Below are 23,181 nucleotides of genomic sequence, written 5' to 3'. Positions count from 1 at the left end.
CACTCCCGGCAATCGAACGAATGGCGGCGTGCCCGCCCTGCCATTCATTTGGCATACGGCCCTGACCGGGCTTCTGTCCGACTGTCGGGAAACTGCTCGAACTTGGCTATAAAACCCTCTGCGATGAACCCTTGTCCACTTCGCAAAGTACCTAAATGGGGCGTAAAGTGGGGGCCCTGTTGTGAGGTGAATCACAGTGGGGGGATGTTTCTCAGACGGCCAGCAGAAACGCCAGAAATCCCATCACGATAACCGAAACGTAGACGGCCGCCTGATATCGCGCAGGGTACTCGTACTTGTCCCTGCGTACGCCCCTTCGCCATTCTTCGCACCATTCGGTGAAGAGTTTCCCGGAAGGGAGCAGACCGAGGGCGAGACCCGTCCAGGTGAAGGAGTAAAGAACCAGCATCTGCCGCGCGTTCCAGTGCTGCTGCTGGAGATTTCCCACCGCCACCATGCCGAGGCAGCAGGCCGCGGAAACGACGGCCACCCACAGGGTCAGCCTGCGGACTTTCATCCAGCGGTGCATCTCGGCGGTGAGCAGGAAAGCGGCGAGAGCCGCCATGAGCAGCAGCCAGCCGAGGGGAAGCCGCGCGAGCATGGCCGCTCCTTTCCGAAAACCCGCCAGGGCCGGCGGCGGATGCGCCGCCGGCCCTGGCGGGGACCTTACACCGGACCGGTCAGAAGAGGGATCCGAGCAGACCCGTCACCGGCGAGATGAGATCGTGTCCCGCCTGCGTGAGCTTGGTCGCCACCTTGGCCCCGCCGAGCGCGCCGATCCACTTGGACTGCCCGAACGTGATCAGGCTGAGGGCGGCGCTCCCGAGAGAGGACTGGAACTCGCTGCTCGTCCAGCCGTAGCCGATTCCGGTGAACAGGACGTTCAGTCCGGTGAATGCGAGCGAGGCATATCCGAAGCCGGCCGCGATGCCTTCGAGCGCCAGTCCGGCCGGCGGGAAGAAGACACCCACCCCGAGCCCGACCAGGCCGATGCCCACCGAGGCGAACCCGGTGCCGATGCTCGCCCAGTTGGTGGCGTTCGCCAGCCACCGGGCGTCCTTCTTCCACCAGGGCAGGCCGCCCTTGACATCGTCGTTGTCGGACGTGTCGGCCGGGTTCTGGCCGGCCTCCTTGGCCTTGCGGGCCTGCTCGGCCGCCGCCTTGGCCGCCGCCGCGATCTCCGCCTTCCGCTTGGCCGCGGCGATCTGGTGGGCCTGGCTCGCCGCCGCGGCGGCGGTCTGCGCGTCCTTGCCCGCCTGGACGGCCGAGGCACGCGCCGAGGCCGCCGACGCCTGCGCCGAGTTCGCCGAGGCCACCGCGCGCTGCGCGGCGTCCACCGCGCGGTTGGCGGAGTAGTTCGCCGAGCGCGCGGCCGTACGGGCGGTGGCCGCCGCGGCCTTCGCGCGGTCGGCGGAGGCCTGCGCGTCCTTGGCCGACTGCTCGGCGGCGTCCGCGTTCGCGTCCGCCTGCTGCGCGGACGCGGCGGCCTGGTCGGCGGCCTTCTTCGCCTTGTCCGCCCACTGCAGCGCCTCGGTGGCGGCGTTGCGGGCCTTGGCCGCCGCCTCCTGCGCCCGGGCGGCGTCCTCCTGCGCCTTGTTCGCGATCTTCGCGGCGGCGGCGATCGCGCCCTGCACGGCGGCGATGTGGGCGGCCGAGTCGTAGTCGAGCTGCGCGGTCTTGTACTGCACCGAGGCGATGAAGTTGCGACGCATCCACGTCGGGCCCTCCATCGCGGCCTGGGCGTGCGCCTTGGTGTACGGGCCGCCCTTGTCGATGAGGGCGGCGGTGGCGACCGCGTCGTCCTCGCGCTGCGCCGCCTCGTAGGTGACGCTGAGGAACTCGTGCAGGGCCTCGGCGGTCCCCGCGTTCAGGGCGTCGTTCGCCGCCTTCGTCACCGCGCTGCCCGGACCGGCCGCCAGGACGCGGGAGACCGCGACCCGGTTGTCGGTCGCGGCGGCCTCGACCACACCGGTGGCGAGGAAGGAGGTGCCGGCGTCCGGGTCGTCGCTCTCCAGCGCCCTGGTCGCGGCGTCGGCCACGTCCGGGGTGGTGATCTGCGCCAGGTACAGGACGGTCTCCCGGTCGTCCTGCTTCTGGGCGAGCGCCCGGTCGGTGTCGATCCAGCCGTGCACGTCGGCGTCCGCGCCGGACAGCGCGAACCGGGCCGCCTCGCGCGACCAGGAACCGCGGGAGTCCAGGTGGGCGAGGGCCGCCTTGCGCCCGAGGGTGGCGGCGAGCCCCAGGTCGCCGCTCTTCAGGGCCGCCTCGGCCTGCGCGACGAGGTCCTTGGTGGCCTGCTCGGCCTGCGAGACCTGGGTGCGCTTCTCGGCGTACTCCGCCCGCTCCCGCTCCTCGATCTGCGCGAGGTCGCGGGCCTCCTCCAGCGCCTGCTTCAGGTCCTCGTCCAGCCGCTGCCACTCGGCGTCGCGGGCCTGCTTCTCCACCGCGACCGCCTGGTTGACGGCGTCGGTCGCGGTGTTGGCCGCCGCGGTGGCCGCGTTGGCGAACTCGGTGGACTTCTTCGCGTACTCGACGGCCTGGCCCGCGTACTTGACGGCCCACTCGGCGGCGTCCGCGGCCTTGTCGGCGTGGTCGGCCGCGCTGTTGGCGGCGTCGCGTGCGGTGCGCGCGGCACTGGCCGCGGTGTTCGCCAGCGCCTGCGCCGTGCCGGCCGCGTTGGTGGCGATCTGCGCGTTGCTGCTGGCGATCTGCGCCTGCCGCTTGGCCTCGGCGGCCTCGGCCTGCGCCTTGCCGGCGGCGGACGCGGCGGCGGCGGAGGCGTTCGCGGCGGCGGCCGCGTTGCGGGCGGCCGAGGCGGCGGCCGAACCGGCGCTCGCGGCCTGGGCGGAGGAGGTGGCGGCGTAGTCGGCGGCCTTCGCGGCGCTGCGCGCCTTGGCGGCGGCGTTGCGCGCGGCGACGGCGGCGTCCTTGGCGGCGGACGCCTTGGAGGCGTCCTTGGAGGCGGCGATGGCCGCGTTGTAGGCGCGGGCGGCGGCGGAACCGGCGGTGGCCGCCGCCTGGCTCGCGGCGGTGGCGGCGTAGGCGGCCCGGCGGGAGGCCTGCACGGCGGCGTGCGAGGCGCGGATGGCGACCCGGGAGGAGTCGGCGGCGCCCTGCGCGGCCTGCGCCGCCTTGCGGGCCGCCTTGCCCGACTTGACCACGTCCTCCTGGGCGGCCTGGGCCTCGGCCGCGGCCTTCTCGGCGGCCTCCTTGGCCTTCGCGGCGGCCTCGACGGCGCGGGCGGCGGCCTCCTCGGCCTCCTTCGTCTTCGCGTCGGCGATCTTGCCCTCGCGCTCGACGACCGCGACCAGTTCCTCGATCTTGGCGGACTCCTGGTCCCGGGCCCGGGCGATGTGCTGGCCGGTGTCGAGGAACCACTCGACGTCGTCGGCGGTGCCGTCCAGCGCCCGGGTGGCGTACTTCTGCACCTCGGGGCCCGCGTTCACGGTGAGCGCGGACACCTGGAAGCGCATGTCCTCCAGGCGGGCGCTGTACTGGCCCTCGGTGAGGAAGTCCTCCAGGGCCTCCTGCGTGCCCGCGCTCAGGGCGGCGTCGCCGTCCCGGCGCACGGCCTTGTCCCCGGTCGCCATCACGGTGCTGGTGGCGACGCGCAGGTCCTCCACGATCGCGGTCTTGAAGCCGGTGCCGAGGTAGTCGGTGACGGCCGCGTCGCCGCCGTCGAGCGCGGCGGAGGCGGCCCGCCGGGTGCCCGTGCCGCCCGCCGCCAGCGAGGTCAGGACGGCCACCCGGTTGTCCTCGGCCGTGGCCGCGGGCAGCTCGGTGGCCAGGAAGGTCTGGATGTCGGCGTCGGTGCCGCTCAGCGCCAGTTCCGCGGCGGCGCGCACGGCCGGACCGCCCAGCAGCCACGCCTTCACGGCCTTCGCCCGGTCGGTGTCGGGCAGGTTGAGCGGGTCGCCGTCGTCGTCCGCCGGGGGCGTGTCGGCGGCCCGGGCGGCGACGGGGTTGAGGACGAGACTCGACGTGGCGGTGACGGCCGCGGTGGCGGCGAGGGCGCCGAGAACGCGTCGTCTGCTCCAGTAGGTGGTGTCCAAAGCGGTCCTTCGTTGTCGGTGCCCGACGGCTGCGCGAAGGCGGCGGAACGCCGCCGGACAGACTGGTGCCGGCCGCGCGCATGTCCCCCCGTTGGTGCAGAAGTTGAGCAGGGACACGACAGAGCGCCACGCGAAGATACGCACTTCGGAGAGTTTGTTGAACACCTGTGAAGGAGTCGTTGGCCAAATACGGACCCTCACCGATGGTTTTGCGCCATCTTCCGGTCAACCGGGCGCTGGCTCACCGGGCTTGAGCGGCAGTTGAGAGACACCTCACGTTTCAGGCGCGCCCCGGGGTGCGATCCGGTCATTCGTCCGCGTACTGGACGAACGAGCGGTCGCCGGCCGGCTCGCGTAGATTGCGAGGCGGATCACCGCAGGGACGGGATCACCGGAACACGGAGGGGACGGGCGGCAAGGTGGCAGGGGCAAGGCAGGCCGTGCGGGAGGCCCGCAGGATCGTCGTCAAGGTGGGCTCCTCGTCGCTGACCACCGCCGCCGGCGGCCTGGACGCCGACCGGGTGGACGCCCTCGTCGACGCCCTCGCCAAGCACGGCGGCCCCGGCCGCAAGGAGGTCGTCCTCGTCTCCTCCGGCGCCATCGCCGCCGGTCTCGCGCCGCTCGGCCTGCGCCGCCGCCCCAAGGACCTCGCCCGCCAGCAGGCCGCCGCCAGCGTCGGCCAGGGCCTGCTCGTGGCCCGCTACACCGCCTCCTTCGCCCGCTACGGCATCCGCGTCGGCCAGGTCCTGCTGACCGGCGACGACACCAGCCGCCGCGCCCACCACCGCAACGCCTCCCGCACCCTCGACAAGCTGCTGGCCATGGGCGCCCTGCCGATCGTCAACGAGAACGACACCGTCGCCACCGACGAGATCCGCTTCGGCGACAACGACCGTCTCGCCGCCCTCGTCGCCCACCTGGTCCGCGCCGACCTGCTCGTCCTGCTCTCCGACGTCGACGGCGTCTACGACGGCGACCCGAGCCGGCCGGGCACCTCCCGGATCACCGAGGTGCGCGGCCCCGCCGACCTCGCGGGCGTGGAGATCGGCAGCGCCGGCAAGGCGGGAGTCGGCACCGGCGGCATGGTCACCAAGGTCGAGGCCGCCAGGATCGCCGCCGCCGCGGGCATCCCCGTCGTCCTCACCAGCGCCGTGCACGCCGCCGACGCCCTGGCCGGCAACGACACCGGCACCTACTTCCACCCCACCGGCAGGCGTTCCGCCGACCGGCTGCTGTGGCTCCAGCACGCCTCCACCCCGCAGGGCGCCCTCACCCTCGACGACGGCGCGGTGCACGCCGTCGTCGAGGGCCGCAAGTCGCTGCTCCCGGCGGGCATCGCCGGCGTCGAGGGCGACTTCGCCGCCGGCGACCCGGTCGAACTGCGCGACGGCCGCGGCCACCCCGTCGCCCGCGGCCTCGTCAACTTCGACGCGAAGGAGATCCCCCGGCTGATCGGCCGCTCCACCCGGGAACTCGCCCGCGAGCTGGGACCGGCGTACGAACGCGAGGTCGTACACAGGGACGACCTGGTGCTCCTGGAGCCGTAATGGGCCGAAACGTCCGGCCGTCCGGTCCCTGAAGGTGGGGGACCTTCCGCAAAACCGCCCCACGGAGCCGTAGGGCCTGCTGCACTTTGTCCCGGGGACACATTCCGCACGAGCACTGGGTGAAGGAGGCCGTCGTGAGACGAGTGCGCCCTGGGGCGGCGGCGTCCCGCGGTGGTGCCGGCGGGTCCCCCTCCCGCGCACCCGGTGAGGAGCGGGCCCTGACCAGCGTCGCCGCCGGCGACCGGTACGCGCGGGAGCAGCAGGCCCACGAGCGCGAGGGGGAGCGCGGGACGCGCCGGGCGCACGACGGGCGCGAGGAACCGGCGGACCTGCCCCGGCTGTGGCACATCACCCTGCGGGTCTCCGGTGCCGGGACCCCGTTGCAGGAGGTCCGGCGCGGCCTGGAACAGCTCGCCCACGACCACCCCTTCCTGCTGACCAGCCGCTACGCCGACGACCACGCCGAGATCCGCTACTGGGAAGAGGCCCGCGACCTGCACGACGCGGCCGCCGTCGCCCTGCGCCTGTGGGGCGAGCACCGGCAGAGCGCCCGGCTGCCGCCCTGGGAGATCGTCGGCCTGGAGGTCATCGACCGCGAGACCTACCACCAGCGCCTGGCCGAGGGCTACGGGCCGCCCCCGGCCACCCCGGTCGGCGTCCACCCCTTCTGACCGTCCCTTCCGCCCTCTCCGGGCTCTTCCGTCCGGCCGTCCCACGGCCGGCCGTAGCCGTCTCGCGGTGTGGAACAGCGCGTGAACGCCCCAGCTCGGCGCACTACGCTTCCCCCATGACCACGCTCTCGCCGTACGACTCGATGTCCCCGGTGGCCCAGGCCGCCTACCGGGCCAAGGCCGCCGCAGCCGACCTCGCGCCGCTGCCGCGCGCGGAGAAGGACGACGCGCTGCTCGCCATCGCGGACGCCCTGGAGGTCCGTACCAGCGAGATCGTCGAGGCCAACGCGAAGGACGTGGCCAAGGCCCGCGCGGCCGGCACCGCCGAGGCCGTCGTCGACCGGCTCACGCTCACCCCCGAGCGGGTGCGGGCCATCGCCGCCGACGTGCGCGACGTGGTGGCGCTGCCCGACCCGGTCGGCGAGGTCGTCCGCGGCTCCACCCTGCCCAACGGGCTGGACCTGCGCCAGGTCCGTGTCCCGCTCGGCGTGGTCGGCATCATCTACGAGGCCCGCCCCAACGTCACCGTGGACGCGGCCGTCCTGTGCCTGAAGTCGGGCAACGCGGTGCTGCTGCGCGGCTCGGCCTCCGCCTACGAGTCGAACACCGCCCTGGTCCGGGTGATCCGCGACGCGGTCGGCGGCGCCGGGCTGCCCGCCGACGCCGTCCAGCTCGTCCCCGGCGAGAGCCGTGAGAGCGTGCGCGAGCTGATGCGCGCCCGCGGCCTGGTCGACGTGCTGATCCCGCGCGGCGGCGCCTCCCTCATCCGCACCGTGGTCAACGAGTCCACCGTCCCCGTGATCGAGACCGGCACCGGCAACTGCCACGTCTACGTCGACGCCCAGGCCGACCTCGACATGGCCGTCGACATCCTGATCAACTCCAAGGCGCAGCGTCCCAGCGTCTGCAACGCCGCCGAGACGCTCCTCGTCCACCAGGACATCGCCGCCGAGTTCCTGCCGCGCGCCCTGGACGCCCTCGCCGACGCCGGGGTCACCGTGCACGCCGACGAACGGGTCATGGCCTACGCCAAGGACTCCCGGGCCACGGTCGTCGAGGCGACCCCGGAGGACTGGGACACCGAGTACCTGTCCTACGACATCGCCGCCGCCGTCGTCGACTCCCTGGACCGGGCCGTCAGCCACATCCGGCTGTGGAGCTCGGGCCACACCGAGGCCATCGTCACCACCTCGCAGCAGGCCGCCCGCCGCTTCACCCGGCTGGTCGACTCCACCACCGTCGCCGTGAACGCCTCGACCCGGTTCACCGACGGCGGCCAGTTCGGCTTCGGCGCGGAGATCGGCATCTCCACGCAGAAGCTGCACGCCCGCGGCCCCATGGGCCTGCCGGAGCTGACCAGCACCAAGTACATCGTCACCGGCGACGGGCACATCCGGCGCTGAGCCGCCGCCCCGCGGCCGTCGCCGGCCGTCTCACCTGGCGGATGAATTTCCGCACCGTCTGCCCAAATTGACCCCCCAGGTCTACTCTGGATCCGTGCCGGAGGACGTGGGGGGCACGCCGTTCCCGGACGGCTGGGAGCCCGACGACGACCACGACCGCGGGGTGTCGGACGAAGAGTTCGCCTCCGTGGTCTTCGACGAGGCCTTCGTACGGGCGGCCGTGATCCACGAGCCGACCGCCGTCGAACGCCTCCTGGCCGCGGCGCAGGCCAGAGCCGAGGCCACCGAGGCCGAGGCCCGCCGAGCCCGCGCGAGAGGCGAGCGCTACGACGACGGTTTCGGGGCCGGTCCGCGCGCGCTCGGCGCCGGCCACGGCCTCGACGACCTGGACGATCCCGACGTGCTCGAACGCCGCTTCGGCGGCCCCGGCGCGTTCGGCAGACAGGTCCGCTGGCACCGGCCCGTCGCCTGGGTGCTCGCGCTCGTCATGGGCATCGGCATGGTCGCCCTGGCCTTCGCGGCGGTCTACCGGGGCGGCTCGTCCGGCAGCCGCGAGCAGGCACCGCCGCCCGCCTCGACCGGCCTGGAGCAGGGCAGCGCCGCCGCGCCCCCGGCGTCCGCCGCCCCCTCCCGTCCGCCCGTGCCGGCGGTCCCGCGCAGCCACTGAGCGCCCGCCGGCCACGCCGGTGAGCGGTTGTCAGAACTTGGCGCACAGCAGCGCGTTTACCGGCGCTCGCCGGGACCTACCCTGAAAGTATGGGAGGGCCTGGCGACCCGCCTGAAGGGGTTCCCGACGGCACCCCCTCGGGCGCGGAGGACGAATACCGATCCGTCGTCTTCGACGAGTCGTTCGTCCGCGCTGCCCGCCTCCAGGAGTACTCCGCCCAGGAGCGGATGACCGACCACACGCCCGCCGTCCGCCGCCGCCCGCGTCCGCACCGCGCCCTGCCGCGGCAGGCGCTGTTCCTCGTCCTGCTGATCGCCGTCGCCTTCGCCACCGCGATCTACATGGGCGTACGCACGCCGTACCGGTCCCTGCTGCCGCCGCGCGCCGTCGAACAGCTGCGGGCGACCGTCGTCCCGCTCGCCCCCGCCGGCGAGGTGCCCGGCAGCAGCGACCTCGCGGGCCTGTACGCGCGCAGTCCCGCCGCCCGGTACGCCACCGGCGCCGAGGGCCTGCCGCTGCCCGCCCACCGCGGCACGGCGCACTTCTCGGACAGCCAGGTCGTCGCCGCCCTGACCGGCGCGCGGGACTACATCGTGGCCTCCTCCCTCGACCCCGGGGTGCTCGTCGGCGACCGGACGGACGCCGTGCGGGCCCTGCTCGACCCGGGCCAGCTCGCCCAGTTCGACCGGAGCGTCACAGGCACGGACGCCGGCGGGAGCGGCGGCGCGAGCACCGGCCGGGGCGGGGCCGGGAGCGTCGGCGGGGGTGCGGGCGAGGCCGCCGCCACCGCATGGCTGGTCCGCTTCGACCCCCGCCGCGTCCAGCTCGCCGACCCCCTCGTCCGGGTGCGGGGATCCCTCCGCGTCGCCGAGGCGGACTCCGCCACCCTGGAGGTCACCGCCGACCCCGTCCTCGTCTACGCGCTCAAGCCCGCGGGCGCCGGCGCCACGGCCCCGGCCTCGCTGTTCACCGTCCGGCGGGAACTGCGGTTCCGCTTCGACCCGGACGACCTGCGGCTGCACCAGGTCCAACTGGTCCTCGCCACCGTCGAGGCGGGCCCGCTGTCCTGCGGCGACGACGCGGCCGACCGCTTCCAGCCGCTGCTGGCCGGCCGGAGCGCGCGGGCGGGCGGCCCGGCCGCGACCGACCCGTACGCGCCCGACGGCGTGAGCGCCGTGTGCGGCGCGCTGGCGCCGGGCGCCCAGCCGAAGGCGTGAGGCTCAGTCCTCGTCCCGCTCCCGCCGCTCCCGCCGCTCGCGCGAGGAGCCTTCGCCGGGCGGCTCGTCCCTGGCGTCCCGGCCCTCCCCGGGCGCGGCGCCCCCGGCACCGGAGTCCTCGGCGCCCCGGGTGTCCTTGGGCGGCGCCGAGCCGGTGAATCCGCTGAAGCCGCGCCGGAACCGGTCGCCCAGGTCGCCCGCCCCGCCCGCGAGGTCGGTCACCAGCTTCATCAGCGGGTCCTTGGAGTTCTTCACATGGCCGGCGTAGTGCGCGGCCGACTCCCGGAAGGAGTCGCTGACCGAGGTGTCCTTGTCCTCGCTGCGGCGCGGGTAGTGGCCGTCCACGATCCGCTGGTAGTCGCGGGACTCGGCCCACTTCTTCAGCTCGGCGGCGCGCACGGTGGTGAAGGGGTGGGTGCGCGGCAGCACGTTGAGGATCTTCAGGACGGAGTCGCGCAGGTCGCCCGCCGACTCGTACTCCTCGGCCTGCCGCAGGAAGGCGTCGACGTTCATCTCGTGCAGGTGGTTGCCGCCCGCGATCTTCATCAGGCCGCGCATGGACGCCCGCAGGTCCTGCCCGACCAGCAGCCCGGCCCGGTCCGCCGACAGCTCCGACTTGCGGAACCACTCGCGCAGCGCCGTCACGATCGCCATGATCGCGATGTTGCCCAGCGGGATCCAGGCCACCCGCACCGCCAGACTGGTCAGGAACAGCAGGATCGTGCGGTACACCGCGTGGCCCGAGAGGGCGTGGCCCACCTCGTGGCCGACGACCGCGCGCATCTCCTCCTCGTCGAGCAGCTCGACCAGCCCCGTGGTCACGACGATGACCGGCTCGTCCAGGCCGATGCACATGGCGTTGGGCTGCGGGTCCTGGTTCACGTACATCGGCGGGACCTTCTCCAGGTCCAGGATGTAACAGGCGTCCCGCAGCATGTCGTGCAGGTGTGCGAACTGCTCGTCCGAGACGCGCACCGAGTCGGACAGGAAGAGCAGCCGGAGACTGCGCTCGGGCAGCAGGCCGCTGAGGGCCTTGAACACGGTGTCGAATCCGCTCAGCTTGCGCAGCGCGACCAGCGCGGAGCGGTCGGCCGGGTGCTCGTACGCACGCGAGGAGATCCCCGGGAAGCGCGTGCGCCGCCGGCCGGGCGCCCGCTCGGGGCCGTGGTGTTCGCGGCGGTCGTCGGACATGTGATCCCCCATGTGCGTCTGTGTCGCCCAATGTGCCCCCGAAGCAGGGGCCAGCCTAGGCGGAGATACCGTGGACGGGCAGTACAGCGAAGGAGTCACGCCATGGAGCACTACCCCGCAGCCGCCCGGCTGGCCGAGGCCGCGAACACCACAGCGCAGCATCAGGGGTCGGGCGACCTGCTCCGCATCGTCCTGGTCGTGATGGTCCTGGGCTGCGTGCTCACCGGCTGGTTCCTGCTGCGCGGCTACAAACGGAACGACGACTGACCCTCCCGCAAGGTTCCCGCACCCCCGCACGGTCCCCGCACCCGGTGCCGGGGGCCGCGCAACCGTGGAGTCGGGGTGAGCGCCGTGAAGGCGGGCGCTTACGATGGGCGGGCATCTTTATCCCGCCCACACCCGGATAGGTCTGCCGAAGATGAGCATCCCCAGCACCGCTGCCCAGTTGGTCAACCTCGCCGAGGCCGAGGGCGGCAACCACGAGAGCCTCAACCCCGCGGTGACGGGCGGCGCCGCCCTCATCATCCTGCTGCTCCTGCTCTGGATCACCACCCGCTTCAACCGCGACCGCTGAGCCCGGCGGGAGCCTTCGGGCCGGGCCGGTAGGGTCTGCACGCATGGGAGAGCAGGACATGCCTACCGGTCCGGTGAGTGACACGGTGAAGCACCTCGGCGACGGACCCGGCAGCGGCCCCTCGTCCTCGGGCAAGCGCCGCCTGGGCGTCATGGGCGGAACGTTTGACCCGATCCACCACGGTCACCTCGTGGCGGCCAGCGAAGTGGCCGCGCAGTTCCAGCTGGACGAGGTGGTGTTCGTCCCCACCGGCCAGCCCTGGCAGAAGTCCCACCGCAAGGTCTCCGCCGCCGAGGACCGCTACCTGATGACGGTCATCGCGACCGCCGAGAACCCGCAGTTCTCCGTCAGCCGCATCGACATCGACCGCGGCGGTGCCACGTACACCGTGGACACCCTGCGCGACCTGCGCGCCCTCAATCCGGACACGGACCTGTTCTTCATCACGGGTGCCGACGCCCTCGGCCAGATCCTCACCTGGCGCGACTCGGAGGAGCTGTTCTCCCTCGCGCACTTCATCGGGGTGACCCGGCCGGGTCACCACCTCACCGACCCCGGTCTCCCCGAGGGCGGTGTCTCGCTCGTCGAGGTCCCCGCCCTCGCCATCTCGTCCACGGACTGCCGGGCGAGAGTCGCCAAGGGGGACCCCATCTGGTACATGGTGCCGGACGGAGTCGTGCGCTACATCGCCAAACGCGAGCTGTACCGCGGCGAGTGAGCCGAGAGGGGCACCGGTGAACGACCGATACGACGCTGCGTACGGGGACGACGGTTACGAACTGGTCGGCTACGACGACTACGGCCGGCCTGTGTACCGGCAGGTCCCCGCGCAGCAGACCCCGCAGCAGACGTACGACGCGTACGGCCCGCAGGGCTACGGCTACGACCCGTACGCCGCGGGCGGCGGGCAGCAGGCCGCCCCGGCCGCCGACGACCCCTACGGGACCTACCCGACGTCGCAGGAGCCGTACCCGGCGCACCAGCCCCAGGGGGCTCCCGGAGCCGCTGGTGCCTACGACCCCTACGACCCCTACGGCCAGGGCACCCCTACGGCTCCGGCGGCCCCGTACGACCCCTACGACCCCTACGGTCAGGCGGCCGGCGGCGGGCAGCAGCACCGGGTCGCCGAGCAGACCGCCGCCCGCATCCCGCAGCAGGCCGGCCCGCCGGCGGACCAGGCCGCCGGCCCTGCCGCGCACCCCGCGGCGAACCCGGCGGGGGAGGAGACCGCGGAGCGGTCCGACCGGCCGGAGGCGGGAGCGGGGGAGTACCACACCGAGCAGTTCGCGTTCGTCGAGGAGCCGACCGACGACTCCGAGGACGTCATCGACTGGCTGAAGTTCACCGAGAACCGCACCGAGCGCCGCGAGGAGGCCCGCCGCCGCGCGCGCAGCCGCGTGATCGCCCTGGCGGTGGTCCTCGCCCTGGTCGCGGTCGGCGGCGTCGGCTGGCTCTGGTACGCGGGCAAGCTCCCCGGGGTGTCGTCGTCGGGCGACGGCGGTGGCGCGGCGACCGCCGCGGGCGCCCAGAAGCGCGACGTCATCGTCGTCCACCTGCACGACACCGCCAAGGGCGGCACCTCGACGGCGCTGCTCGTCGACAACACCACCACCAAGCAGGGCACCACCGTGCTGCTGCCCAACTCCCTGGCGGTGGCGGCCGACGACGGCACGGCCACGACCCTCGCCAAGTCGGTCAAGGACGACGGCTCCTCCGGGACCCGTGAGCAGCTCGACACCGTGCTCGGCACCAGCATCCAGGGCACCTGGCGCCTGGACACCCCCTACCTGCAGAACCTCGTCGACCTGGTCGGCGGCATCGAGGCCGACACCGACGCCGACGTGCCCGACCCGGACGTGAAGAAGAAGGGCACGACGGTGCTCGTCCACAAGGGCCGGGCCCAGACCCTCAGCGGCCGGATGGCCGTCGCCTACGCCACCTACCGCGCCCCGGGCGAGGACGAGAACGCCCAGCTGAAGCGGTTCGGACAGGTGATGCAGGGCGTGCTGCGCAAGATCTCCTCCGACCCGCAGGCCGCCACCACCACGGTGCAGACGCTGGCGCAGATCCTCGACCCCTCACTCACCGACAAGGACCTCGGCACGTTCCTCGCCAAGCTCTCGGAGCTGGCCAAGGGCGGTGACTGGAAGACCGCGCTGCTGCCCGTGCAGAGCGACGGCACGCTGTCCGCGCAGACCAGTGACAGTGTGGTCAAGGCCGTCCTGGGCGGCACCGCGAAGAGCCCCGCCCAGGGCTCGGCCGTCCGCGTCGCCGTCCAGAACGCCTCCGGCGCCAAGGCCGACACCGACAAGGCGCGCGTCGCCCTCCTCAACGGCGGTTTCACCTTCGTCGAGGGCGGTACGGCGGCCGCGGTCCGCTCCGCGTCCGAGGTCGTCTACGCCGACGCCGCCCACAAGGACGACGCCACCGAGGCGGCCAAGACGCTGGGCCTGCCCGCGGGCGCCGTGACGAAGGGCAAGGTCACCGCGAACGCCGACGTCTCCGTCGTCCTCGGCCAGGACTACAAGCCCGCCTCCGCCCGGTGATCCCGTAATCGCGTGGGGCTCCGTCGGCGGTCCGTGAGACCCTTGGTCTCAAGTGACCGCCGACGGAAAGCCCTGTAGTGACCGCGACCGACCGTTCCCTAGAGCTGATCAACACCGCCGCCCAGGCGGCCGCCGACAAGCTCGCGCACGACATCATCGCCTACGACGTCAGTGACGTCCTGTCGATCACCGACGCCTTCCTGCTGGCGTCCGCACCCAACGACCGCCAGGTCAAGTCCATCGTCGACGAGATCGAGGAGCGTCTGCTCAAGGAGCTGGGCGCCAAGCCGGTGCGCCGTGAGGGCGACCGCGAGGCCCGCTGGGTCCTCCTCGACTACGTCGACATCGTCGTCCACGTCCAGCACAGCGAGGAGCGTGTCTTCTACGCCCTGGAGCGGCTGTGGAAGGACTGCCCCGAGCTGGAACTGCCCGAGGACGCCAGGGCGACCCGGGGCAAGGCCGAGGAGCACGCCAGGCTCCAGACCGCCGAGGAGCCGGCGCAGCCGGACGGTGAGTGGCGGTGAGCGGCGCCGGTGAGGCAGCCGGCCGGCCGCAGGGCCGGGGCCGCCGCGTCATCCTGTGGCGGCACGGCCAGACGTCCTGGAACGTGGAGCGCCGCTTCCAGGGGTCCACGGACGTCGAGCTGACCGAGACCGGCATCGGCCAGGCCCGCCGCGCCGCCCGCCTGCTGGCCTCCCTCGGTCCCGACGCGATCGTCTCCTCCGACCTGAAGCGGGCCGCCCGCACGGCCGCGGAGCTGGCCGCCCTCACCGGCCTGGACGTCGCCCGCGACGAGGGCCTGCGCGAGACCTACGCGGGTGCCTGGCAGGGGCTGACGCACGAGGAGATCATCTCCCGGTACGGCGAGGAGTACGCCGCCTGGAAGCGCGGCGAGCCGGTACGCCGGGGCGGGGGCGAACTGGAGAGCGAGGTCGCCGACCGCGCCGCCCCCGTGGTGCTGCGGCACGTGGACAAGCTGCCGGAGGACGGCACGCTCGTCGTCGTCAGCCACGGCGGCACCATCCGCACCACCATCGGGCGCCTCCTCGGCCTGGAGGCCCGTCACTGGGAGAGCCTGGGCGGCCTCTCCAACTGCTGCTGGTCCGTACTCGGCGAGGGCGCCCGCGGCTGGCGCCTGCTGGAACACAACGCCGGCACCCTCCCGGAACCGGTCCTGGGCGACGACACCTGACCCCGGCCCCCACCCGCGTCGCCGCGGGGGCCCGCCTGGCCGTCTGGCCGCCCGGGCCCGCCCGTGCGAGCGCGCCGGCCTCGCCGCTGGCGGGCGGCGCCCCACCGCGCACCGGCCGCCCCCGGCGCCCATGGCGGACCGGACGGCCCGGCTGTCCCCTGCGCCGACCGGCGGGCGGCGTGGCCGTTCGTACCGCCAGGTACCGCCACGCCCGGCCGCCCCCGACCGGCCCGTCGGTCCCCCACGGCGCCGCCCGGCCGGCGCCCGTCGCGACGTCTGGCCGGTGCGACGGACCGGCCGCCCGTCTCCGCCGGGTCGGCCCGGCCGGGGCCCCGAAGCCCGGATTTCACTTTCCGGCAGGTCGCAGGCTAAAGTTCTTCTTGTTCGCCCCGCCGAGCGGGGAGCGAACGAGGGGCTATAGCTCAGTTGGTAGAGCGCCTGCATGGCATGCAGGAGGTCAGGAGTTCAATTCTCCTTAGCTCCACAGATCGGCACTCTTCACGAGTGCCAGTGATCGGTGATGAGAATCCCGTCCCTGAAGGGGCGGGATTCTCTGCGTTCCGCCCCAGCCGGCTCGAGCCACCCGAGGCCCAGGGGCGTATACCTCCGCAAGGACACCCCGGCGTGCGCCTGCCCCGCCGGCCCGGTCGCCGCGCCGGCCGCCGTGGCCGGACCGGTACCGAGGCGTCGCTGACCGTATTGGCCCGGCCGTGGCAGAATCAAACGGCCGGAAGGGGGCGCGGCCCGACTGGGAGGGAGTGACGATGCCTGCGAGCATCCTCGAGGAGGGCGGTCACCTCCTCGGCGCGGCGTTGATACGGGACACCATCACCCGCCTCGTCTGCCCCTCCTGCGGCTCGCTCCACGTTGCCCAGGTCCTCGGTGACAACGGCGGGGTGTCGTACGTGTGCACGGCCTGCGGCCACAGCTGGAGCTGATCGATGGGTGCACACAGGCGAAAGTGCGACTGGTGCGGCAGCGGTACGCCGATCGTCCGTGACATGGAGCCGATCAACCCCGACTACCAGTACTGGTGCGAGGAGTGCGCGCGGGCGCTGATCATAAAAGGCGACCCGATCGAGACGTACCGCGAGCTGGAGGGCGAACCGATCTACGGGCGGCTGCTGGAGGAGCACTGCACGCTGAAGCGGTTCTACTCGTTCGTCACGGCGTGAGCACCGCAGGTCAGACCCTGCGTGTCCCCCGCCCGAGTGGTGAATACCGGTCATAACGGGCGTAGCGGAAACCGATTTGGTGAAGCACCCCCTGGACCGTGTAATGTTGGCGTCGCCGCCGGGGAAACCGGGCGGAACGCAGCAAGGGGCTATAGCTCAGTTGGTAGAGCGCCTGCATGGCATGCAGGAGGTCAGGAGTTCAATTCTCCTTAGCTCCACAGAAGTCGAAGGCGGGTCACCCACCAGGGTGGCCCGCCTTCGGCGTACCGGTCGGTGTGACGGTCTGAGGCCCGGCCGTGCACCGGCCCTCCCCGGCGCACCGGCCTGCCTGCGGACCGCCGCCCCGCCCGCTCGCTCAACGGCCCGGCGCACGCCGCCCGCGCCCGGCGGGAGGATCGGCAGGTTCGGCCGGCAGGTCCCGTGCGGCCGCCCGCATCCACGGCCGCGCCCCGAGGAACGCGCCGACCAGCCCGGCCGTCCCCCGTCGGCGGTCGTCACGCCGGGTGATCGCCAGGCTGTCGCGGGGCGCTCGACGGCTGCGGTACCCTGACGCCATGCGTGCCGTACGCCTTCTGCTTAGCGAGCCGCGCTGATCAGTCCCGACCGCCGGGCGAATCGGTTGGTCGGAATCGGCGCGGCGTCCCCTCCTGTGCGAGGGGATTTTTCATTTCCGGAAAGTCGCAGCCGCGGGCAGAGACGATCGATGGAGCTTTGAGGATCATGAGCGAGACGAACCCCGCCGCCCCCGCCGCCATGTCGGCGGAGGCTGCGCCGCACCGCTACACGGCCGCCGTGGCGGCCGACATCGAGGCACGCTGGCAGGACTTCTGGGACGCGGACGGGACGTACGCCGCGCCCAACCCCAAGGGTGACCTGGCGGGCGACCCGGAGCTGGTCGCCCGCCCCAAGAAGTTCATCATGGACATGTTCCCGTACCCCTCCGGTGCGGGCCTGCACGTCGGCCACCCCCTGGGCTACATCGCCACCGACGTGTACGCCAGGTTCCAGCGGATGACCGGCCACAACGTGCTGCACACCCTCGGCTTCGACGCCTTCGGCCTGCCCGCCGAGCAGTACGCCGTGCAGACCGGCACGCACCCGCGCGTGTCCACCGAGGCCAACATCGAGAACATGAAGGCCCAGCTGCGCCGGCTGGGCCTGGGTCACGACAAGCGCCGGTCCTTCGCCACGATCGACCCGGACTACTACAAGTGGACCCAGTGGATCTTCCTGCAGATCTTCAACTCCTGGTACGACGACGAGGCCCGGCAGGCCCGCCCGATCAGTGAGCTGATCGCGCGGTTCGAGTCCGGTGAGCGGCCCGTACCGGGGCACAAGCGCGCGTGGGGCGAGCTGACCGCCGCCGAGCGTGCCGACGTCCTGGGCGAGTTCCGCCTGGCCTACGCCTCCGACGCGCCCGTCAACTGGTGCCCCGGCCTGGGCACCGTGCTGGCCAACGAGGAGGTCACCGCCGAAGGCCGCTCCGAACGCGGCAACTTCCCGGTCTTCAAGGCCAAGCTGCGCCAGTGGAACATGCGCATCACCGCCTACGCCGACCGGCTGCTGGAGGACCTGGAGGAGCTGGACTGGCCGGAGGCCATCAAGCTCCAGCAGCGCAACTGGATCGGCCGCTCCGAGGGCGCCCGCGTCGACTTCCCGATCGACGGCGAGCGGATCACCGTCTTCACCACCCGCCCGGACACCCTGTTCGGCGCGACGTACATGGTGCTGGCCCCCGAGCACCCGCTGGTCGAGAAGTTCACCCCGGCCGCCTGGCCGGAGGGCACCCACGAGGTGTGGACCGGCGGCCACGCCACCCCCGCCGAGGCCGTCGCCGCCTACCGCGCGCAGGCCGCCGCCAAGTCCGACGTGGAACGCCAGGCCGAGGCCAAGGACAAGACGGGCGTCTTCATCGGCGCGTTCGCGACCAATCCGGTCAACGGCGAGCAGGTCCCCGTCTTCATCGCCGACTACGTGCTGATGGGCTACGGCACCGGCGCGATCATGGCCGTCCCGGCGGGCGACCAGCGCGACTTCGAGTTCGCGCGCGCCTTCGAGCTGCCGATCCGCTGCGTCGTCGAGCCGACCGACGGCCGCGGCACGGACACCTCCACGTGGGAGGACGCCTTCGGGTCCTACGACGCGAAGATCATCAACTCCTCCAACGACGAGATCTCCCTGGACGGCCTGGGCGTCGTCGACGCCAAGGCGCGCATCACCGAGTGGCTGGAGCGGTCCGGCACCGGCGAGGGCACCGTCAACTTCCGCCTGCGCGACTGGCTGTTCAGCCGCCAGCGCTACTGGGGCGAGCCCTTCCCGATCGTCTACGACGAGGACGGCATCGCCCACCCGCTGCCCGAGTCGATGCTGCCCCTGGAACTGCCCGAGGTCGAGGACTACTCGCCGCGCACCTTCGACCCCGACGACGCCGACACCCAGCCCGAGACGCCCCTGTCGCGCAACGAGGACTGGGTCAACGTCACCCTGGACCTGGGCGACGGTCCCAGGAAGTACCGCCGCGAGACCAACACCATGCCCAACTGGGCCGGTTCCTGCTGGTACGAGTTCCGCTACCTGGACCCGCACAACGAGCGGCAGCTGGTCGACCCGGAGATCGAGCGGTACTGGATGGGCCCCCGCGAGGGCCAGCCGCACGGCGGTGTCGACCTGTACGTCGGCGGCGCCGAGCACGCCGTGCTCCACCTGCTGTACGCGCGCTTCTGGTCCAAGGTCCTGTACGACCTGGGACACGTCTCCTCCGCCGAGCCGTTCCACAAGCTGTTCAACCAGGGCATGATCCAGGCCTTCGTCTACCGCGACAGCCGTGGCATCGCGGTGCCCGCCGCCGAGGTGGAGGAGCGCGACGGCGCCTACTACTACCAGGGCGAGAAGGTCTCCCGGCTGCTGGGCAAGATGGGCAAGTCCCTGAAGAACGCCGTCACCCCGGACGAGATCTGCGCCGAGTACGGCGCCGACACGCTGCGCCTGTACGAGATGGCGATGGGCCCGCTGGACGTCTCCCGGCCGTGGGACACGCGCGCGGTGGTCGGCCAGTTCCGGCTGCTGCAGCGGCTGTGGCGCAACATCGTCGACGAGACCACCGGCGAGGTCACCGTCACCGACGCCGAGCCCGACGAGCAGACGCTGCGCGCCCTGCACAAGGCGATCGACGGCGTGCGCCAGGACCTGGAGGGCCTGCGCTTCAACACCGCCATCGCCAAGGTCACCGAGCTGAACAACCACCTGACCAAGACGGGCGGCCCGGTACCGCGCGCGGTCGCCGAACCGCTGGTGCTGATGGTGGCCCCGCTGGCCCCGCACATCGCCGAGGAGCTGTGGCACAAGCTGGGCCACACCGACTCCGTCGTCCACCGCGACTTCCCGGTCGCCGACCCGGCGTACGCGGTCGACGAGGCCGTGACCTGCGTCGTCCAGATCAAGGGCAAGGTCAAGGCGCGCCTGGAGGTCTCCCCGTCCATCTCCGAGGACGAACTGGAGAAGGTCGCGCTGGCCGACGAGAAGGTCGTCGCGGCACTGGGCGGCGCGGCCGTCCGCAAGGTGATCGTGCGGGCGCCGAAGCTGGTGAACATCGTGCCCGCGTGACGTGAGACGCGCTCGCCTCGGGGTAGTCCCCTACGGGCAGGTTCGGGGTTCGGACGGAACCCTGGACCTGCCCTGTGCGTTTACCGTGGAAGAGCGGCGCGGCCTGCGCCGCCGAGCCGAGGAGGAGCTTCGTGGAAGCAGTCGTCGCGGTCGTCGCCGTGCTCTTCGTGCTCTGTCTGGCCCTCGGCGCCTACGCCGCGGTCAAGGCGGTCGGCGCCGCCAAGCGCGGCGTGGACCGCACGATCAGCCAGGCCCGCCGCGCTGTGGAGGACCAGACCCTGCGGGCCAAGTCCTTCGCCCAGCCGGGCCCGGCGGGCGAACTGGCCCAGCTCCGGCTCACGCTGCGCACCTCGATGCGCGCCACCCAGGACGCCCTCCACGCGGGCGCGGCCGAGGACGAGTCGCTCAAGGAATCCGTCGCCCTGTTCGACCGCCTCAGCGCCCACGGGCACGAGCTGGACCACGAACTCAAGCGCCTGGAGAGCGAGCCGGACCGGGCGACGCTCGCCGAGCGGCTGCCGCACCTGACCGAGCGGACCCGCCGCATCACGCAGTCGGCCGACGCCCTGCGCTGGGCGGCCCGCGACCGGGCCCGCCGCTTCGCCGACGACGACCTGGACACCCTGAGCGCTCAGATCGGCGTCGAGGCCGACGCCCTGCGGCACTGGACCAGCGCGCAGCCCGCGGCCGACACCCCCGCATGGGGCGAGCCCTCCGCCGCGCCGCCGCGCGCCGGGGCACCGGCCGCCGGGACCACCGGCTCCGACGGGCGCACCCCGCCGGCCGAAGCCCCCCGGCCGGAGTCCGCCCAGGACCGGCCCCGCGCCGCCCTGACCCCGCCGGGACGCCGCCCCCCGTACTCCTGGCAGAAGAAGCCCCGCCCGGAGAGCACCACCTGATCCGGCCACGCGTCCACCCGGTCAGAGGGGCTGGGCTGCCGCCCCGGCGCTACGGCAGGTAACCTCCAGCTCATGTCCCGCCATGTCGCGATCGTCACCGATTCAACGGCCTACCTGCCGCCCCGGACGATGGAGCGCCACGGCATCACCACGGTCCCGCTGACCGTGGTCCTCGGCGACCAGGCGCTCGAAGAGGGCACCGAGATCTCGACCCGCTCCCTGGCCCAGGCGCTGCAGAAGCGGCGGTCCGTCACCACCTCGCGTCCCAGCCCCGCGCTGTTCGCCGAGACCTACCGCAAGGTCGCCGCGTCCGGGGCGACCGAGATCGTCTCGCTGCACCTGTCCGCCGAGCTGTCGGGCACCTACGACGCCGCCGTGCTCGCGGCGCGCGAGGCACCGGTGCCGGTCCGGGTCGTGGACACCGGGACGGTCGCGATGGCACTCGGCTTCTGCGCCCTGGCCGCCGCCGAGACGGCCGGCGGCGGAGGCACGGTGGACGACGCGGTCACGGCCGCGGAGAAACGGGCCGCGGGCACCTCCGCCTACTTCTACGTCGACACCCTCGACTATCTGCGCCGCGGCGGCCGTATCGGCACCGCCCAGGCCCTGCTCGGTTCCGCCCTCGCCGTCAAGCCCCTGCTGCAACTCCAGGACGGCCGGATCGAACTGCTGGAGAAGGTGCGGACGGCCTCCAAGGCGATCGGCCGCCTGGAGGAGATCGTGGCCGAGCGGGCGAGCGGAGCGGGCATCGACCTCGCCGTCCACCACCTCGCCGCCCCCGAGCGGGCGGCGGCTCTCGCCGACCGGCTGCGGGCCCGTGTACCGGGACTCGCCGACCTGCACGTGAGCGAGGTCGGTGCGGTCATCGGCGCGCACACCGGCCCGGGGCTGCTCGGGGTCGTGGTCTCTCCGCGCTGAGACGCCGACGGCTCGGACGCGACGGGGCTGCCGGGGCGGCTCGGCCGCCGGCGGAGCCGGTCGGGGGCGGCCCAGTCGTCGACGGAGCGGGGAGGACAGCTCAAGGGATCACTCACGCGGGTGACGGAGTTGTCCACAACCGGTGGGTAGTCCCCGGGAAACGAGCAAGATCATCGCGGGGCGGCCGGGCTGCCCGATGCTGACGGCATGGCACTTCGACCACGCTCACACTCACGTTCCGGTACGGCGACCGCCACCAGCGGACCCGGCCGCGTTCCCGGCTCGGACGGCAGGACCCGCGACCGCCGTCACCCGCACCGTGGCCACGCTCCCGCACGTCACGCCCTGCGTCAGCGGCAGGCCCCGGCCGAGGATCTGCGCCGGCGCGCGGAAGTCCTCTTCGCCGGCTCCACCGCGCCGGCCGGGGAGTCGGGCAGCGGACCGCCCCGGACCCCTGGGCCGGGCACGTCCGACGCGGTGCGCACCGGGGAGGCGGGCGGCGAGGCCGGTGCGGGCGCTGTGGCCGGCGCGTCCGACGCGGCCGACGCGTTCTGCGCGCCTGGCGCAGCCGACGCGCCCGATGCCCCCGACACGGCCGGCACCCCCGACGTGGCCGGCGCGGTGCGGACCTGGCAGGACCGGACGCCGCGGCAGCGGACGTGGCGGGACCGGACGTCGCACGACCGGACCCCAGAGGAGCGGACGCTGCACGACCGGACGCTGCACGACCGGACCCCAGGGGAGTGGACGCCGGGGGAGCGGGCGTGGCGGGAGCGGGCCGGTCTCGCGCTGCGGGAGCGGATGCCCCTGTGGTTGCAGACGCGGTGCGCGCTCGAGCGCAGGAACGTGATCGCCCTGACGGTGGTGCTCGTGGCCGTCGCGGCCCTGGCCGTACAGCACTTCTGGACCGGCCGCCCCCAGTCCGTCGCGGCCCCCCAAGTGGTGCGTGCGGCGGCACCGCGCCCCGGCCCGGACGAGGGCAGGAGCGCCTGGGACGGCGTCTCGGTCTCCGTGCCGGCCACCGCACCCTCGTCCGGGGCGCCGCAGATCGTGGTGGACGTCAGCGGCAAGGTCCGCCACCCCGGGGTCCACCGCCTCCCGGCGGGTGCGCGGGTGGCCGACGCGATCCGGGCGGCGGGCGGCGCACGGCCGGGCACCGACCTCGGCGGTCTCAACCGGGCCAGGTTCCTCGTGGACGGCGAACAGGTGGTCGTCGGCGGACCGGCACCCGCGACAGGACCGGCCGGGACAGGTCCGGCCGCGCCGGGAGGGGCGGCCGGCGGCGGGTCCGGCCCGGGCGCGGCAGGGGCACCGGCGGCCCCCGTCTCCCTCAACACCGCCACCGCCGACCAGTTGGAGACTCTGCCCGGCGTCGGCCCGGTACTGGCCCGGCACATCATCGACTACCGCACGCAGCACGGAGGTTTCCGTTCGGTGCGGGAACTGCGGCAGGTCAGCGGTATCGGCGACCGCCGCTTCGCCGACCTGCGCAACCTGGTGCGGGAATGAGCGCGGACAGGAAGGCG

General features: G+C 73.2%; 20 protein-coding genes and 2 tRNA genes. 19 read left to right on the top strand and 3 right to left on the bottom strand.

The annotated features are described in order from the left end of the window. Nucleotides 1–211: 211 nt before the first annotated feature. The gene (locus IG64_RS38640) at nt 212–601 is read right to left on the bottom strand and encodes a hypothetical protein (protein ID WP_051812615.1); all 390 of its coding nucleotides are present in this window, start codon (nt 599–601) and stop codon (nt 212–214) included. A 79-nt stretch (nt 602–680) separates the two neighbouring features. After that, nucleotides 681–4,052 carry an ALF repeat-containing protein gene (locus IG64_RS10715; RefSeq protein WP_037854430.1) on the bottom strand — a complete coding sequence of 1,124 codons (3,372 nt, stop codon included), beginning with the start codon at nt 4,050–4,052 and terminating at the stop codon, nt 681–683. A gap of 419 nt (nt 4,053–4,471) precedes the next feature. Between IG64_RS10715 and proB the strand changes: the two genes are divergently transcribed. The 5 genes from proB (at nt 4,472) to IG64_RS10690 (ending at nt 9,557) form a co-directional block, all read left to right on the top strand. After that, complete coding sequence (proB, locus tag IG64_RS10710) at nt 4,472–5,599, top strand: glutamate 5-kinase (protein ID WP_078883922.1); 1,128 nt, start codon at nt 4,472–4,474, stop codon at nt 5,597–5,599. 143 nt (nt 5,600–5,742) lie between these two features. Beyond that, a complete protein-coding gene (locus tag IG64_RS10705; RefSeq protein WP_037854426.1) occupies nt 5,743–6,270 on the top strand; it encodes a hypothetical protein in 528 nt (175 codons plus the stop codon). A 116-nt stretch (nt 6,271–6,386) separates the two neighbouring features. Beyond that, entirely contained in the window at nt 6,387–7,673 is a 1,287-nt protein-coding gene (locus IG64_RS10700; RefSeq protein ID WP_037854425.1) for a glutamate-5-semialdehyde dehydrogenase, read from the top strand. A 67-nt stretch (nt 7,674–7,740) separates the two neighbouring features. Further along, nucleotides 7,741–8,340, top strand: a complete 600-nt coding sequence (locus IG64_RS10695) for a hypothetical protein (protein WP_078883921.1) — start codon at nt 7,741–7,743, stop codon at nt 8,338–8,340. Nucleotides 8,341–8,429: 89 nt separating this feature from the next. Next, nucleotides 8,430–9,557: a hypothetical protein gene (locus tag IG64_RS10690; RefSeq protein ID WP_037854420.1), complete on the top strand. Its 1,128-nt coding sequence runs from the start codon at nt 8,430–8,432 to the stop codon at nt 9,555–9,557. A 3-nt stretch (nt 9,558–9,560) separates the two neighbouring features. Here the strand turns inward: IG64_RS10690 and IG64_RS10685 are convergent, their stop codons facing one another. Continuing rightward, nucleotides 9,561–10,748, bottom strand: coding sequence for a M48 family metallopeptidase (locus IG64_RS10685; protein WP_037854416.1), 1,188 nt, complete (start codon nt 10,746–10,748; stop codon nt 9,561–9,563). 102 nt (nt 10,749–10,850) lie between these two features. Here IG64_RS10685 and IG64_RS41560 point away from each other — a divergent pair, with 102 nt between their 5' ends. From IG64_RS41560 to IG64_RS43230, 14 genes are all read left to right on the top strand, one after another. Continuing rightward, nucleotides 10,851–11,015, top strand: a complete 165-nt coding sequence (locus tag IG64_RS41560; protein ID WP_037854412.1) for a hypothetical protein — start codon at nt 10,851–10,853, stop codon at nt 11,013–11,015. Between the two features lie 151 nt (nt 11,016–11,166). Then, nucleotides 11,167–11,322, top strand: coding sequence for a hypothetical protein (locus tag IG64_RS41555; protein ID WP_199811562.1), 156 nt, complete (start codon nt 11,167–11,169; stop codon nt 11,320–11,322). A 43-nt stretch (nt 11,323–11,365) separates the two neighbouring features. Next, a complete protein-coding gene (gene nadD / locus IG64_RS10675) occupies nt 11,366–12,040 on the top strand; it encodes a nicotinate-nucleotide adenylyltransferase (protein ID WP_037854410.1) in 675 nt (224 codons plus the stop codon). Between the two features lie 16 nt (nt 12,041–12,056). Further along, nucleotides 12,057–13,868, top strand: coding sequence for a LytR C-terminal domain-containing protein (locus IG64_RS10670; protein ID WP_037854408.1), 1,812 nt, complete (start codon nt 12,057–12,059; stop codon nt 13,866–13,868). A gap of 77 nt (nt 13,869–13,945) precedes the next feature. Then, nucleotides 13,946–14,392, top strand: a complete 447-nt coding sequence (rsfS, locus tag IG64_RS10665) for a ribosome silencing factor (protein WP_037854407.1) — start codon at nt 13,946–13,948, stop codon at nt 14,390–14,392. Further along, a complete protein-coding gene (locus IG64_RS10660; RefSeq protein WP_037854405.1) occupies nt 14,383–15,060 on the top strand; it encodes a histidine phosphatase family protein in 678 nt (225 codons plus the stop codon). Before rsfS ends, IG64_RS10660 begins: the two co-directional genes overlap by 10 nt. A 411-nt stretch (nt 15,061–15,471) precedes the next feature. Next, a tRNA-Ala gene (locus tag IG64_RS10655) sits at nt 15,472–15,544 on the top strand. Between the two features lie 280 nt (nt 15,545–15,824). Beyond that, nucleotides 15,825–15,998 carry a hypothetical protein gene (locus IG64_RS40300; protein ID WP_107474217.1) on the top strand — a complete coding sequence of 58 codons (174 nt, stop codon included), beginning with the start codon at nt 15,825–15,827 and terminating at the stop codon, nt 15,996–15,998. A 3-nt stretch (nt 15,999–16,001) separates the two neighbouring features. Beyond that, nucleotides 16,002–16,235, top strand: coding sequence for a hypothetical protein (locus IG64_RS10650; protein ID WP_006136074.1), 234 nt, complete (start codon nt 16,002–16,004; stop codon nt 16,233–16,235). A gap of 145 nt (nt 16,236–16,380) precedes the next feature. Further along, nucleotides 16,381–16,453, top strand: a tRNA-Ala gene (locus IG64_RS10645). 502 nt (nt 16,454–16,955) lie between these two features. After that, a complete protein-coding gene (gene leuS, locus IG64_RS10640) occupies nt 16,956–19,838 on the top strand; it encodes a leucine--tRNA ligase (RefSeq protein ID WP_037854402.1) in 2,883 nt (960 codons plus the stop codon). 131 nt (nt 19,839–19,969) lie between these two features. After that, nucleotides 19,970–20,737: a hypothetical protein gene (locus tag IG64_RS10635; protein WP_037854399.1), complete on the top strand. Its 768-nt coding sequence runs from the start codon at nt 19,970–19,972 to the stop codon at nt 20,735–20,737. A 72-nt stretch (nt 20,738–20,809) separates the two neighbouring features. Beyond that, nucleotides 20,810–21,655, top strand: coding sequence for a DegV family protein (locus IG64_RS10630; RefSeq protein WP_037854397.1), 846 nt, complete (start codon nt 20,810–20,812; stop codon nt 21,653–21,655). A 720-nt stretch (nt 21,656–22,375) separates the two neighbouring features. Then, on the top strand, nt 22,376–23,164 hold the full coding sequence (locus tag IG64_RS43230; RefSeq protein ID WP_063758783.1) for a ComEA family DNA-binding protein: 789 nt from the start codon (nt 22,376–22,378) through the stop codon (nt 23,162–23,164). Nucleotides 23,165–23,181: the final 17 nt, after the last annotated feature.

Source organism: Streptomyces sp. NRRL S-340, from assembly GCF_000720185.1.
Classification (GTDB): Bacteria; Actinomycetota; Actinomycetes; order Streptomycetales; family Streptomycetaceae; genus Streptomyces.
Note: the sequence above shows the minus strand (reverse complement) of the source record. Positions and strands in the feature narration are given on the sequence as shown.